10 protein-coding genes and 1 tRNA gene are annotated in these 15,589 nt (G+C 43.4%); 2 read left to right on the forward strand and 9 right to left on the reverse strand.

Annotated elements, in window-relative coordinates; translation table 11 throughout:
- Positions 1–46: 46 nt before the first annotated feature.
- On the reverse strand, positions 47–1,039 hold the full coding sequence (locus B3Q63_RS03215) for a proline racemase family protein (RefSeq protein ID WP_296173713.1): 993 nt from the start codon (positions 1,037–1,039) through the stop codon (positions 47–49).
- Positions 1,040–1,381: 342 nt separating this feature from the next.
- On the opposite strand from B3Q63_RS03215, the gene B3Q63_RS03220 reads away from it, so the two are divergent.
- The gene (locus B3Q63_RS03220; protein WP_296173715.1) at positions 1,382–2,185 is read left to right on the forward strand and encodes a helix-turn-helix domain-containing protein; all 804 of its coding nucleotides are present in this window, start codon (positions 1,382–1,384) and stop codon (positions 2,183–2,185) included.
- A 520-nt stretch (positions 2,186–2,705) separates the two neighbouring features.
- Positions 2,706–4,388 (forward strand): NAD-dependent malic enzyme, encoded by a 1,683-nt coding sequence (locus tag B3Q63_RS03225; RefSeq protein WP_296173717.1) that lies wholly within the window; start codon positions 2,706–2,708, stop codon positions 4,386–4,388.
- Positions 4,389–4,669: 281 nt separating this feature from the next.
- Here B3Q63_RS03225 and B3Q63_RS03230 read toward each other — a convergent pair whose 3' ends face one another.
- The 8 genes from B3Q63_RS03230 to B3Q63_RS03265 form a co-directional block, all read right to left on the reverse strand.
- On the reverse strand, positions 4,670–6,022 hold the full coding sequence (locus B3Q63_RS03230) for an alpha/beta hydrolase (protein WP_296173719.1): 1,353 nt from the start codon (positions 6,020–6,022) through the stop codon (positions 4,670–4,672).
- Between the two features lie 216 nt (positions 6,023–6,238).
- Positions 6,239–6,315 (reverse strand) — tRNA-Ile (locus tag B3Q63_RS03235).
- Positions 6,316–6,408: 93 nt separating this feature from the next.
- Positions 6,409–7,221, reverse strand: a complete 813-nt coding sequence (locus B3Q63_RS03240; RefSeq protein WP_296173722.1) for a pteridine reductase — start codon at positions 7,219–7,221, stop codon at positions 6,409–6,411.
- Between the two features lie 46 nt (positions 7,222–7,267).
- Positions 7,268–8,527 carry a tRNA nucleotidyltransferase gene (locus B3Q63_RS03245; protein WP_296173724.1) on the reverse strand — a complete coding sequence of 420 codons (1,260 nt, stop codon included), beginning with the start codon at positions 8,525–8,527 and terminating at the stop codon, positions 7,268–7,270.
- A gap of 163 nt (positions 8,528–8,690) precedes the next feature.
- Entirely contained in the window at positions 8,691–11,012 is a 2,322-nt protein-coding gene (locus tag B3Q63_RS03250; RefSeq protein ID WP_296173726.1) for an NADP-dependent malic enzyme, read from the reverse strand.
- 341 nt (positions 11,013–11,353) lie between these two features.
- Positions 11,354–12,820 carry a protein adenylyltransferase SelO gene (locus B3Q63_RS03255; RefSeq protein WP_296173727.1) on the reverse strand — a complete coding sequence of 489 codons (1,467 nt, stop codon included), beginning with the start codon at positions 12,818–12,820 and terminating at the stop codon, positions 11,354–11,356.
- 273 nt (positions 12,821–13,093) lie between these two features.
- Positions 13,094–14,269, reverse strand: a complete 1,176-nt coding sequence (locus B3Q63_RS03260; RefSeq protein ID WP_406947528.1) for an acyl-CoA desaturase — start codon at positions 14,267–14,269, stop codon at positions 13,094–13,096.
- A 529-nt stretch (positions 14,270–14,798) separates the two neighbouring features.
- A complete protein-coding gene (locus B3Q63_RS03265) occupies positions 14,799–15,539 on the reverse strand; it encodes a glycerophosphodiester phosphodiesterase (RefSeq protein ID WP_201610667.1) in 741 nt (246 codons plus the stop codon).
- Between the last annotated feature and the right edge of the window lie 50 nt (positions 15,540–15,589).

Raw genomic sequence — 15,589 nt, forward strand, 5'->3', positions numbered from 1 at the left:
TCTTATAAATGTCTCTTAGAAGAGGTTTGTAAAAAAACCAAAGCCGTTATAAAGAGATACCCCATTTAAATGGGTCGCTATCTTGGATAATTAGAGAGGTCTCTGCGCAGACATGAGCATAACCACGAATTGTAGGGATGATAGTATTGTCAGGATAAGGGTGAGAAACGGACTGATTTTCGCTAAGCCTTTCAGCAGGTTGATAGCTGGCTCTAAATATACTACCGATAACGCTTTCTTGAACCCAAGTCTGCCCAGGAGCTAATAGGTCATCCGCTGCCAAACAAGCTAATTTGGCACTGGTACCGGTTCCACAAGGAGAACGGTCATAAGCGGCACCTGGGCATAAAACGAAGCTTTTGCTATTGGCACTGGCGAGCTCACTCTGACCAAACAGCTCTATATGATCTATTTCGCCATTATTAGCGCCAGTAATGCCAGCTTCATGAAGTGCAGATTTGATTTGTAAGCTAAACTGGGTAAGTGATTGGACATTACTCGCTTTGATGGCTTGAGGATGCTCACTCACTAAAAAGAACCAATTGCCGCCCCAAGCGATATCTCCATGCACAGGGCCAATATTCGGGACTTGAACTGCGACTTGTTTTTGGTAGCGATAAGAAGGTACATTTTGTACACTACAACTGCCGTCTTCATGCAGAGTAGCTTTTACCAAACCAACAGTTGTCTCAAGATAATGCTCGCCTGGAGTAATCTTTTTCTGATAAGCAAGTGAGGCAATTACACCGATAGTGCCATGACCACACATACCTAAATAGCCACAATTATTGAAGAAAATAACGCCAGCCTTGGCGCGAGGGTCAGTGGGCTCACACAGTAAAGCGCCAACAAGTACATCGTTGCCACGTGGTTCTAGAATGATGCTTTGGCGTAAATGATCAAAGTTTTGTTTAAAGTCGTGGAGTTTTTCTTGAATGGTATACCCATTAAGGTTTGGGAAGCCTTCGTACACCATGCGAGTAGGCTCACCGCCAGTGTGCGAATCAATGATTTTAAAATTAAAAAGTATGGCAGACATAATTAACTTCCCGATTCATCCATGAATTAAGGTGTGTTCGTAGCACTTAATTATTAATAAATAGTGCATAGATATAGAATGCCCCGTTTCGTAAAAGGGGGCTTGTTGTTTTTCCATGAATAAATGCGCATTTCTGCATAGGTTATAGAGCGATATAACGGTATAAAGGTCATATGTTATTAACCTAACGTGCTAAATAGTTATTAGGCTCTAGGGAAGCTCAGGGTAAAATGATTTTAAAGTTTATTTTTCTAATGAAGTATTTATGTACAGAGCCTAGATAGTAATAAGGTTTCTTTAAAATGTTTTTAGGGTTTAGCAGGAGAGCCCAAGAGAGGCTATATGGAAAATGTGCAAATGCTATCGTTAAGAGAGCCGACAAATGGATTGTCAAAACAGCTACAGGCTTATCGACCAAAAAACTTGCAGGAGTTTGTTGGTAACGTATCATTATTAATACCTTTGCTCGATACTATGGCGAACACGGTATTTTTTGTGAAAGACAGCCAAGCCTGTTATCAATTAGTAAGTAGGACACTGATTAAACGTAGTGGGCTCAAAGATAAAAAAGAACTTGTAGGGCTAACTTCAGAGCAAGTGTTTTCAGAGCCTCAAGGCAAAGATTACCTTAATCAGGATATGAAAGTGCTGAAAGAGGGCAGGGAGATTACTGATAGACTGGAGTTACATAGCTATGCTTCTGGACAGCTAGGGTGGTGTATCACGCAAAAGCTACCGGTATATAATACAGAACGGCATATTGTAGCAATGGTGGGCATATCGGTCGATATCGATGAAGATAATGAGCGAATATTGCGTAAGCACGCTCGCTTGGCAAGTGTAGAGGAGTATGTACGAAACAACATTGATCAAAAGATTCATATTGTGCATTTAGCGACGCTGGCGAATCTTAGTCAATCACAACTAGAGCGTACTTTTAAGGCAGTACTTAATATGTCGCCGATTCAGTTTGTACAAAAACTTCGTTTAGAGCATGCTATTCGTCTTTTGGCAGACCATAAGCTCACAGTGACGCAAATCTCTTTAAATTGTGGTTATGGTGATCATAGTGCTTTTAGTCGGCAGTTTAAGCAATTTACTGGAATGTCACCTATTAAGTTTCGTAAGATGCATTTTAAAATATAGTGACCAAGGTTTTTCTTTCGTATCATATTACAGGATTTCATCTCAGTAATAGAAGGGTGAACAGGTATATCGAATTTTAACTCTTAGAAATCGTAAGTATGATGAAAATCTAAGTACGACTGGTTTTTTGTTTTATAAGACTGGCCACTACTTTATGTAGCGCAAGGTTTAGCTCTATAGGCTCACGTTTTACTATTAACCCAGAATATAATCATTGATGCCTCTGCTGAATTTAGAAATATCTTAGCAATTATACTTTTGGCATCCACTGCATTTTCAAGCCTCTGAAGAAACGTTCATTTCTTGGGTTAACATCTTTATCAATATTGACTCGGTTACCGACTCCTTTCATTCATCTCTAGAGAAAACGACATTATTTCTAGGCAAATGTATAAGTAATCAAGTTTAAAGCCATGCTCACCCAAAATGATTTGTTATCTATTGTTAAGTATGGGCTGATGCTATGTATAATGCAGCACTAGCATCGTTTTCACCCATACGTCAATAAGAAGATTTTATTATGTCAAACAAGCGTCCCTTATATATTCCCATTGCCGGACCCGCTCTATTAGAAACCGCTTTACTGAATAAAGGCAGTGCTTTTTCATCAGAAGAACGTGATAGCTTTAATTTAACAGGGCTATTACCTCATAACATTGAGACGATTGAGGAGCAGTCTCTGCGGGCTTATCATCAACTGCGCTCCTTTACTAGTGACATGGATAAGCACATTTACTTGCGCAACATACAAGATACCAATGAAACCCTATTTCATCATTTGATTGAGCAGCATATAGAGGAAGTCATGCCGCTCATCTATACCCCAACGGTTGGTCAAGCGTGTGAAAAATTCTCGCAAATTTATCGCCGTAAACGGGGTTTGTTTATCTCATATCCTGAGCGCCATAAAATTGATGATATGCTGCAAAATGCCACCAAACAAAATGTCAAAGTGATCGTTGTTACTGACGGCGAACGTATATTGGGTCTAGGAGATCAAGGTATTGGCGGTATGGGCATTCCCATTGGTAAATTGGCTTTGTACACGGCTTGTGGTGGCATCAGCCCGGCTTATTGTTTGCCTATTTTGCTAGATGTTGGCACCAATAACCAACAGCTACTTGACGATCCTATGTACATGGGTTGGAGGAATCCACGCATCTCTGGCGATGAATATAATGAATTTGTCGATTTATTTATTCAAGCCGTTAAGCGTCGTTGGCCAGAGGTGTTATTACAATTTGAAGATTTTGCACAGGGAAACGCCACCCCGTTATTAAACAGATATCGTGACCAGTTATGCTGTTTCAATGATGATATTCAAGGGACTGCTGCGGTTTCAGTCGGTGCTTTGATTGCAGCGTGCCTAAATAAGGGTCAGAAACTAAGTCAGCAAAAAATAGCCTTCTTAGGTGCAGGATCGGCAGGTTGCGGTATTGCTGAGCATATCATTCGCCAAATGCAGCGCGAAGGCTTAACGGAAGAGCAGGCTCGTAGCCAAGTATTTATGGTTGACCGTTATGGCTTGCTCACTGATAGCATGACAGAACTACAAAAATTCCAAGAGCCACTTGTGCAAAAACAATCGGCTATTGAACATTGGGATAAAAGTCAGAAGCTCGGTTTAGCGCAAGTGGTTAAACAAGCAAAAATAACAGTATTATTTGGTGTTAGCGGACAAAAAGGTCTGTTTACTCAAGAGGTGATCGAATCTTTATGTGCTAATACTGAAAATCCAATTGTACTACCACTTTCAAACCCGACGTCCCGTGTGGAAGCCACCCCGCAAGAAGTCATGAATTGGAGCCGTGGTCGCGCCATTATCGCAACGGGTAGCCCTTTTGCTAATACCACTTTTAACGGTCAGTCTTTTGAAGTCTCTCAATGTAATAACAGCTATATATTTCCTGGTATCGGTCTCGGTGTTCTAGCAGCGCGAGCGACAGGTATCAGCGATAATATGTTGATGGCAGCAAGCCAAGCGCTTGCAGATATATCAATGGAGTACGAAAAAGCGCCCGGTGCCATACTACCGCCTATTAAAGTTATTAAAGAGATCAGTGAAAAAATAGCTTATGAAGTGGCACTGCAGGCGGTTGAAGATAAGCTGGCACTACCTATCACGGCGGAGAACCTACAGCGCCGCTTAAAAGCGAATTTCTGGTTACCTGAATATCGCAACTATCGTCGTACTTCTTTCTAGTTTTTGGAAAGTATATAGATAAATGATAGATAGCTGGCTGGCTTTAGACTAACCAACGTAACCTTGATTGGTCGTTAGCCAGAATTTGATAAATACGGTTGACCAGTTGCCGCTGAATTAATTTAACATAAAAAAAGCTGTTAGATCAGCAAGCATAACGGCGTTTTTTTATAGTTATCAATTATTCATTCATTAAAATCGTAAAAGCCCTCTACACTATTTTATATAACGTAGAGGGCTTTTTAGTTTCTTAGGCAGCTTTTTATTATTCCGTATTAGTTTTATGCCAACGTCATGCTATTGGTTTCTGTGCCAATTATCTGCTGTACAAAAATGGCAAACTCAGTGATAACATGATTCGTTTCGTGTCCAAGACCTTGATGCACACTCATTAAATGCGTAAAACCATGGGGTGCGCCAAGGACGGTATGAGTCCGCACGTTGATACCATAATCCTGTAGCTGCGCGGCATAAACCAGTGCTTCGTCATGTAAAATATCCAATTCAGCAGCCACGATATAGCTTGGACACATTTTTGTGTTATCACCATCCATGGGCGAGAGAAGTGCGTGCGGTTGTGTTAAGGCGCAATTTTGTAAATAAGCCGCATGAAACACTTCAACATCATTATAAGTTAGCATTAAGCCTTGACCATACAATTTCCAGCTTGGATAGTCGGTTCCGATATCTGTGATCGGATATAACAATAGTTGTGCGAGTGGACGCGGTAAATGTTGCAATTGCTGAAAAATATCAATTGTGAAGTGATCAAGCGTATTAATATATTGCTGTTTATCAAAGGATGGTGCAACAGTGGCGTTGCTCACCTGTTGCGCGACCACTGCCGCAAGGCCACCGCCTGAGCTGTCACCCGTTAAGACGATACGGGATGACGATGCGCCAAGGGTATGAGCATGCTTAGTTAACCAAATATAAGCCTCAAGACAGTCTCTAATAGCGGTGGGAGCAGGGTATTCCGGTGCTAGACGGTAGTCAACACTGACAACAGCCCAGCTGGTTTGTGCACAAACAACATGGCAGAATTCATGATCTGTATTGACATCACCGACACAGAATCCGCCCCCATGAAAAAACAGCATCACCACATTATCACAGTTTTTTTCAGGGTTATCGCCATTTCGTTCAGGGTTTTGAATGGTGCTAAACTCTGCTTGATAACAGCGAATAACCATATCACCACCATCAGCGTTGGCAATAACCTTATCTTGCCAGCTCACCGCATTGCCGTTTTCTTTATCGTTATGGTTTTTATTTTTAGCGTTGTTATCAGTATTTATTTGCTGCCATACGCTTGGAGATTGAATTGCGACCATCTCGGTTGCGAACTTTTTCCGTAACTGTATTAATTGCGTGGTTTGTATAGGCGGCTTGAGCTTGTGGTTCAAACCGATAATAAGTCTTATATGTGCATCAGCATGAGGGTACCGCTCAGCGGTAGGAGCCTTTAGGTAATGATTGATTCGCTCAATTAATGGCGTTGGTAGGTTACCCAATCCCTTTAAGAAATAATGCAGCACATGGCGCTGATTGGTACGTTTAAGCGCAGTAGTTTCTACTATCTTTACTGCCTTTGTCAGCAATGCATTTAGGGATGATGTCGGCAATATTTTCATAAATCCCCTTATTCAATCAGAATTAGCATTGGCTTTCATTTTATTATAGAGTAAGGATACCTACTGTCCATAAATAAAAACTACCATTAAAACCGCAGTATTGACAACATCCCCTATTTCTATATGGTCCGCCATCTACCTATATCTTCTGAAAGTTCTAAAAACCCCATAAAAAAAGGCTTGCCGCATCGCTGCGAACAAGCCTTTTTTAATATGTGGTGGGCCCAGTAGGACTTGAACCTACGACCAAAGGATTATGAGTCCTCTGCTCTAACCAACTGAGCTATGGGCCCTAACGTTAGACGCACAATGATACCTGATTTTTCTAGATTTTCAAGTAAAAGATAGGAACTAATCAAGATATTTTCATGCAGCGCTACTTTCTATCAAATATGACCACCAGCCAATGTCAGGCTGCGACCACCATCGACAGTAATTATTTCACCAGTCACATAACGGGCGTGCGCCAGATAAAGCACACTATGGGAAATTTCCTCAGGTTTACCTATCCGCTGCATAGGGATAGAGTTGATGATGTTTTTTTGCTGCTGCTGGTCAAGCGCTTGGTCGCCATCAGCCTCAGGTAAGATGTTCACGCCAGGAGCGATGCCATTGACGCGTACATCAGGTGCCATATCAAGCGCCAGAGACTGTACCATCATGCGATGCGCCGCCTTTGCCATATTGTAGACGGCATAATTTTTAAAAGGTTTATTATGCGCATGGATATCGAGTAGGCTAATGATACAGCCCTGCTGTGTCCGTAGATAAGGATATAACGCTTGGCTTAATAATAAAGGCGCTTTGGCATTGGTTAAAAATAACTCATCCCATTGCTCAAGATTGATATCAGCAAGAGGAGTTGGGTAAAAGCGTGAGGCGTTGTGTACTAGGACATCGAGTTGCTCAAACGCTTGTATGATATTACGAGTAAATTGCTGTAGCGTCTCGCTGTTATTAACAACCGCCAAATCTGCAAGGACGACGACCGCGCTATCAGAACGACTGTGATTCAGCGCATCGGCTAGGGCATTGGCTTCTTGCTCACTATGATGACAATGGATAATGACACGATAGCCTTGCTCATGGGCGGCACGAACAATAGCCGCACCAATACGCTTAGCGCCACCAGTTACTAGCATCACTGGCGCTGAGGTATTAGAATCTTTTGGTTGGCTTAAGCTAAATTCTTGGTTCATATTAAAGGTATTTTTATTATCTAAATTACTGGTTGAAAGCGCTTGTTTACAAGACAGGTTGTGCTTGTAAATGCTCAATTCTACGTTGTCGTAATGCTTCGCCAATCGCTGGACCTTTGAGGCTTTGGTCAATATTATCCATGCCGATTGCGTGAAAGCTGCCCAATGCCAGCATCATTTGGCGGTGCTGTATGGCCAGTTTTAAAACATGGCTAGTGACCAAGAGCTGCGAGAGTTTGTCCGGCGCTTTATGAGCGCTACAAGCTTGAATAAGATCGATTTTCTCAGCGGTGCTCAGCTGGTCTATAATGCTAAGCTTTTGTGCTTGCTGCACAAATAAAGTGGCAAATTGGGTTTGCGCTTTTGGCACTTTTGCGCTGTTTCCGATCTCATTAATGCCTTTAACCGCAGTTGCTATGTTATTTGATGCTATGTTATTTGATGCTGCGTTATTTGATGCTGTATTATCTGATTCTATGTTATCTGAATTCGAGTTTGTAGGTTTTAGAGCAAATAAATCTGTGTTGAGACTGGCCATTAATAAAGCCCAGTGCTGTGACAAATTTAATTGCATTTGACCGGCGAAATACAATGCGGTTTGTACAATCTCTCGTATTTGACCGTATTGAGCATGGCTCCAAACTTGATGTAGCGGGGCAAAATACTCTGTTAGCGCCCCAATCTCAAACAGCTGCTGCCAATATACTTGCGGCGACACTTGCATCATGGCACGGCTCGATTCTTGCCAAATGCGTTCACTACTTAAATGCGTAAGCTCGCCTGAGCTTACCAATTGACGCATCAATAGCAAGGTTTCATCGGCGATACTAAAGCCCAAATCATAATAGCGTCCATAAAAGCGAGCAGTTCGCAGTACTCGTAATGGGTCTTCGCTAAAAGCGCTTGAGACATGGCGTAGGGTTTTATTCTCAATGTCATCCAATCCACCGTAGTAATCAACGACTTTACCAGTGATGGGCATGTCATCGGTTAGGCTCTTGACTTCGATTGCCATGGCATTGACAGTCAAGTCACGACGTTGCAAGTCTTCACGCAAGGTGACATCAGGGCTGGCATGCACACTAAAGCCTTGATAGCCCAGACCTTGTTTGCGCTCCGTACGTGCTAGGGCATATTCTTCACGGCTAACAGGGTGCAAAAATACTGGAAAGTCTGCGCCCACTTGTTGGAAACCTGCCGCCAGCATATCTGCGACAGTCGCGCCGACGACGACAAAATCTTTGTCTTTGATAGGACGACCTAACAGTTGGTCACGGACAGCGCCGCCGACGAGATACACTTGCATAATAGTCTCTTTGTATTTATCCAGTATTTACTAAGTCATTTTGCCAAAAAAAACCAGTCAACACTCATTTGCGAGTACTGACTGGTTTTAGTATAGCAGACGGTTTCTATAAATAACTAACAGAAGACCGTCTTCGTCATGCGTTTATACGCTATATAAACGACTACTGCTGCTCACTTTCTAAATCTTGAGCTTCAGTGACCGCAAGCGCTGTCATATTCACCACACGGCGTGCCGTTGCTGATGGGGTTAGGATATGCACAGGCTTGTTAGCGCCTAGCAAGATAGGACCGATAGAGGCACTGCTGGTCGCCGTTTTTAGTAGGTTGAAAGCAATGTTTGCTGCATCAAGCGTTGGTAAGATAAGCAAGTTTGCTGAGCCTTTTAGGTTGCTTGATGGCAAGTCATTGGCACGGATATGCTCATCAAGTGCCGCATCACCTTGCATTTCACCATCGAAGTCAAAGTCGACATTCATTTCTGTCAGCAGCTGATGCACTTTACGCATTTTTACCGCGCTGGCACGGTCTGATGTACCGAAGTTTGAATGCGAAACCAACGCCACACGTGGCGTGATGCTAAAGCGACGTAACTGATCAGCTGCCAGTACCGTCATTTCAGCCAATTGCTCAGCCGTTGGGTCTTCATGGATATAAGTATCGGCAATAAAGATGTTGCGATCTTGCATAAGTACGGCATTCATCGCATAAAAATCACTGACGCCTTCTTTTTTACCGATGACTCTGCTGACGTATTTTAGATGGAGCTGATAGTAGCTGAATGTGCCACAAATCATACCATCGGCATCGCCATTTTCAACCAGTAACGCACCGATTAAAGAGGTCTTACGACGAACATCACGGCGAGCAAGTTCGATGCTGACGCCATTACGTTTGTTTTTCTCGTAGTAGCCCTGCCAGTAGTCTTTATAGCGTGGATCATCATCTTGATTGATAATCGTGATGTTTTCACCATCTTTTAGGCGTAGTGCAAGTTTCTCGATGTTCTTTTCGATGACGGCAGGACGACCAACCAAGATTGGATATGCCAACTGCTCATCGACCACCACTTGTACCGCTAGTAAGACATTGCTGTCTTCGCCTTCACAGTAAACAATACGTTTAGGGTCAGCTTTCGCGCGGGCAAAGATAGGCTTCATGACAAACGCTGAGTTATAAACAAACTCAGACAAGCGTTGACGGTAGGCTTTCATATCCGTAATAGGTAGCGTCGCAACCCCAGAATCCATCGCCGCTTTAGCAACAGCAGAAGCAATTTCGATGATTAAGTTCGGCTCCAAAGGTCCTGGAATCAAATATTCGCGTCCAAAGCTTGGCGTGCTTTCAACGTTTTTCACGTTGCTCATTGGCGTGGCTTCAACATGCGCCATGGCGGCGATTGCTTTTACGCAAGCAATTTTCATCTCTTCATTAACGGTCGTTGCCCCAACGTCTAACGCACCGCGGAAGATATAAGGGAAGCATAAAGCGTTGTTTACTTGGTTGGGATAATCTGAGCGACCTGTTGCCATGATGACGTCTGGACGTACCGCATGGGCCAATTCTGGCATAATCTCAGGCGTTGGATTGGCAAGGGCAAAGACGATAGGGTCTTTTGCCATACGGCGAACCATGTCTTCGGTCAATGTACCAGGCATAGACAAGCCTAAGAACATATCGACATCATCCATCACTTCTTCGATGGTAGATGCAGTGGTATCACGGGCATAACGCTGCTTAGTCTCATCAAGGTTTTCACGGCTGGTAGTAATGATACCGCGTGAGTCTGATACCAAGATGTTATTTTTATCAACACCAAGCGCACAAATGATATCCAAACAAGAGATAGCGGCTGCACCAGCGCCTGAACAAACGACTTTAATTTCTTCAATTTTTTTGCCAGTGATGAGCAAAGCGTTTAGCATCGCGGCGGCAACAATGATTGACGTACCATGTTGGTCATCGTGGAATACTGGAATGTTCATACGTTTACGCAATTCGCGCTCGATTTTGAAACATTCTGGTGCTTTGATGTCTTCTAGGTTAATACCACCAAAAGTAGGCTCTAAAGACGCAACGGCTTCGATGAACTTGTCTGGATCGTTTTGAGCAATTTCAATATCAAAAACGTCAATACCAGCGAATTTTTTGAATAGTACCCCTTTACCTTCCATCACAGGCTTTGATGCCAATGGACCAATATTCCCTAAACCAAGTACCGCAGTACCGTTGGTAATCACACCGACCAAGTTGCTACGAGCAGTATATTTAGCTGCTAAAGCTGGATCTCTTTGAATCTCAAGACAAGGTATCGCAACCCCTGGTGAATAGGCGAGCGCCAGATCACGTTGGTTGGCCAGTTGCTTGATAGGTGTTACTGAGATTTTACCCGGGCGTGGGAACTCATGGTAATGTAGGGCAGCTTGTTCAAACTGCTCTTTTTCCGTGGTAGGAGCATCCGTATTCAAAGTGATATCGTCATTCATAATAATTGCCATGGTTGGGATAATTGGAATAAAGTAAATGGGATAAAAAACTAACGTCTAAACCTCAAAACCATGAAAGATGACAATGAGGGTGCTTTTATACTAAAAAGGTCATGATTGGCGACTAGACATCAGGGTAAAAACAACAATCGTACAAAAACAGCTATTCTAGCATTATTGGCATTTAACTGCCTAGTCAGCTCGACTGAATAGTGCGAGCAATATAATAAAATGATATTCATTATTTCGCTAGTTGATGATGACAAATAATAGGGCGAAACATCAACCCTAATTGCATCATGTTTCAAAATATTACAGAATAGCCGCTTACTCGTATTTTATTAAGAAGAGCAACTAATCGGCATCTGCGGCGCATGCGGAGCAGGTGGTAAGGTATCAAGTTCGGTGGCGATGTCTTGTACGCTATAAGGGGTAGCAAGCAATTCAAAGACTCGATTTAACTCATCAAACTGTCCCTGTTCCGCCGCCGTGATAACGCGCTGCGCCATACTATTACGTAACACATAAACCGGATTATTGCTGCGCATCTCTTCAATAGATGCCTCGCTAGATAACGGCTGTAGCGCTGCCAAATACCGTGTTGACCAATCTAGCCAGACTTGCTGCGCCTCATTATTAAACTCAGCAGTCATTATTGTGAGCAGCTGCTGTTCATGAGGATGCTCGTTTGGTGCGACCAAACCCAATAGCGCGCGGAAACTATTGCTATAGTCGAGTAAGTTATCTTCTAGCAATGTCAGCCATTCAAAGGCAAGGGTTAAGCTGTCTTTGGCGTGTGGCAATCCCAGCTTACGGCACAGCCCTTGTTGATAATGCTGCATAAAGGTCGCTTCATACGGCGCTAGGCAATCAGCCAAGGTTTCGCGTGTGACTCCCTCTAGGCGCATAAAGTGCGGTAGCCAAATATTTAAGTTCCAATGCCCAATGGCAGGTTGATTTTGATAAGCATAGCGTCCGGTATGGTCGGAGTGATTGTTAATCCAAGCAGGATTAAAACGTTCCATAAAACCAAACGGACCAAAGTCTAAGGTGCTACCAGTAATAGACAAGTTATCGGTATTCATCACCCCATGCGCAAAGCCAATCAGCTGCCAGTCCGCAATCATACGTGCGGTACGCTCAACTACGGCTTGTAAAAATGCCAAGACTGGCGTCTCGCTATCACGGCATTCTGGATAGTAAGTATCAATCATATAGTCGGTAAACTCGCCGAGCAAGTCAGGTGCAAAGCTGGCAATCCACTCAACATGACCGAAGCGAATGTGACTGTCAGCAACGCGCATCAAGGCTGCTCCCGCTTCCAGTCGTTCGCGGCGCACTTTGGTATCTGATACCACAAAGCCCAAGGCATTGGACGAGGGGATGCCAAGTTGGGTCAGCGCATGGCCACATAAATATTCGCGAATGGTACTACGCAGTACCGCGCGCCCATCGCCCATCCGTGAGTAAGGGGTTAGACCAGCGCCCTTTAGATGTAAGTCTTGCAATTGGTCGTTATTATCGAGTACTTGCGCCATGAGTAAACCACGGCCATCGCCCAATTGTCCCGCCCATTGTCCAAACTGATGACCAGCATAGGCCATCGATAGCGGCTGAAACTGAGCTGGCACGTATTGACCACCCAATATCTCAACCCAACGCGCCATTAAATCTTCATCATCAAGCCAGCCCAATTGCTCGGCAACTTGCGTATTAAAATGACCGGCGCGCGGATTGTCTAGCGGTGTCGGCGGCTGCTCATGATAAAGGCGAGTGTCTAATTTGACGTAAGTATTTTGATAGCGCATAGGTGCCGTTCCAATATAGGGGAGTAGATTAATAAGGTGGTAGATATCGATTGGTCGCTCTATAAATGTAGATGCAAATAGTGAGTGCTGATATTCATAAACTCACTATAACATAGCCTTAATAATGCCGCGTTTCACTCTGTCCATCTCTTGTAATTAGTCCATAAGTAATTAGCACGCAAATCATTACCATAAAAAAACCCCCTATCTTTACAGATAGAGGGCAGGAGAGACTGACAATAAAGCAATTAAATCAGTAATCTTTATAAATACTTAAGCGGCTTTTGGGCTTTGACCGATAGAGCGAAACGCATTTTTTAGATTGCTGTTATGCGCCAGTATTTTTTGTTCAACCTTGGCATAATCCTGTTTTAGCGTTTCTTCAACTTCATGCAAGCGATCAGCAAATTCAGTCTTTTTCAGCTCAATGGTTTTGGCTTTTAGCGCTTGCCATTCTTCGACCGTCTGCGTAAAGGCATCGTATTCAAACTTAATACGATCTTGGAAACTCTTCATCGCATGAGGAATATCAAGTCCGTTTGCGGTGGCATTATCAATCTGCTGTTGGGCTTTTTTGAACTGCATTTGCACTTCAGCATGCTTGATGGTGGTGTCGTCAACCGTACGCAATTCACTCGTTAAACCAAGTTTAGATAAGCCAACAATCAACCATTTAGTTGGGTCATATTGCCACCATTTCACACCATTACGATAGTCGTATTGGAAGAAGTGATGATAGTTATGATAACCCTCACCCCACGTAAAGATAGCAAGGAAGAAGTTATCACGCGCACTATTGGTGTCGGTATAAGGACGCGTACCAAACATATGGCATAGCGAGTTAATAAAGAAGGTAAAGTGATGGGTCAATACCAAGCGCAGTAAACCTGCCAAGATTAACGTACCCCAAACATCACCGATTAACCAACCAACCGCAGCGACCATCGCAACGTTGGTTGCCAATACCCATAAACCATAATATTTGTGCTGAATCTGCAGCACTTTATCTTTGGTTAAGTCAGGAATGTTTTTATAGTCAAAGCGCCCGCTAGGGTAATTACGTAGCATCCAGCCAATGTGGCTAAAGAAAAACCCACGCTGTGCTGAATAAGGGTCATCCATGCGATCATCAACATGACGGTGATGGGTACGGTGACCTGACACCCAGTCAAAGGCTGAGCCTTGAACCGCAAGGGTTGAGCCTAGCAATAGGAAGTTTTTTACCAAAGGATGGGCTTTATATGCACGGTGCGACAGTAGGCGATGATAGCCTGCGGTAATACTAATACCTGTCCAGACCATAAAGGCACCAAACACACCCCAAACAGGCGCACTAACCTGATGGGTCAGTAAGTACCATGGCGTAATGACGGCAGCAGCAATAGGCGTTGTAATAAGGAAAATCGCTGGTACCAAGTTTATCGGCGATTTTTGGAATTCAAGCTCCAGAGGATCGATGCCTTCATCGTTGCTCGCTGCATTGGCATTTTTATAGCCGCTGGTGGTCGCAAACTGCGTATCGGCAGCGTCGTCAGTTTTGCTTTTGCTAGTATCAAGCCACGTCTTTACGCGTAGTGCTTGAGTGCCAGCGTGCTGTATAAGCGTATCACCCGACTTCATGGCCAAACGTAAGCCCTTAAGTGGTAAGCCTATTACTTTTTTAGCAATCATGTAATATTCCTAACGGTATTAATTTTAGACCCCATGTTACCTGAAAAGAAAGACAAAGTGAACAGTTATACACTAGAAAAATATTGCTAAATAACAATAACTTGTATGAGTTATGGAATGTATTATCGTAAATAACCCAAGACTTATCAGCAATTTAGTAAAAGTGTAAGTACGACGGTAGATATGTAGGGTAGTAAACTATGGTAGTCATTAAAAGAGGCGTGGGTTATATATAGGTAGCAAAAGGTTGCATGAGCATAAATAACCCCTTCTATCTATGAATAGATAGGTGATGTGAGCAAATAGGTTATGTAAGTAAATAGGTTGGATAGTCAGTGATAATGACATCGACTTGCCACGCGATCAATTGTTCAATCGTGTTGCTATCATTGACCGTCCACGCACTGATAGGCAAGTTATAACGATGACAGCGGGCAATGACTGCTTGATTCAGCAGCGGATAGTGAATACCGAGTTGCACACAGCCAAGTTGCAGCGCAGTATTAGATGCCGTGATCAAGGTTTCAGGCGTCCGAATCAATAAACCACGCGGTATATGCTGCAACAGCTTATTGCGTTGCAGTCCGGCGTGCAGCTCGACATCAAAGCTGGTCAACACGATAGGCAAGCTGGCAAGCGGACTATCGATTAAATCCGTCATCAAAGCCTTAATTAGCTTGCGATAATCCGTGCGCTCATGAGTCTTAATCTCAAGCTCAATATAACTAAAGCCTTCTAATGCAGCTGCTATATGCGCTAATGGCGTAATCTTATGGCCAGATTGCTTATCATCCAATTGCGAGTAGCGCTCAATTTCAGCCAGGCTTAACTGATCGATACGTGATTGCTGCGCGCACATACGTTGTAAGTTGTCATCGTGAAAGACCATTAAGTGACCATCCGCAGTCAACTGCACATCGAATTCCACACCGGCCAAGCCCGATGTTTGCAGATTTTGCGCAAGCTTAAAACCTGCTACGGTATTTTCTACTGCTTCACCGCGCGCGCCGCGATGGCCCAATAAAAGCGTGTTTTTAAAATTTATCATTATCAATAACTATCAAGTATTTTACCGCCATCATATCGCCTCTAGAAAAC

The organism is Psychrobacter sp. UBA2769, from assembly GCF_002352555.1.
GTDB classification, from domain to species: domain Bacteria; phylum Pseudomonadota; class Gammaproteobacteria; order Pseudomonadales; family Moraxellaceae; genus Psychrobacter; species Psychrobacter maritimus.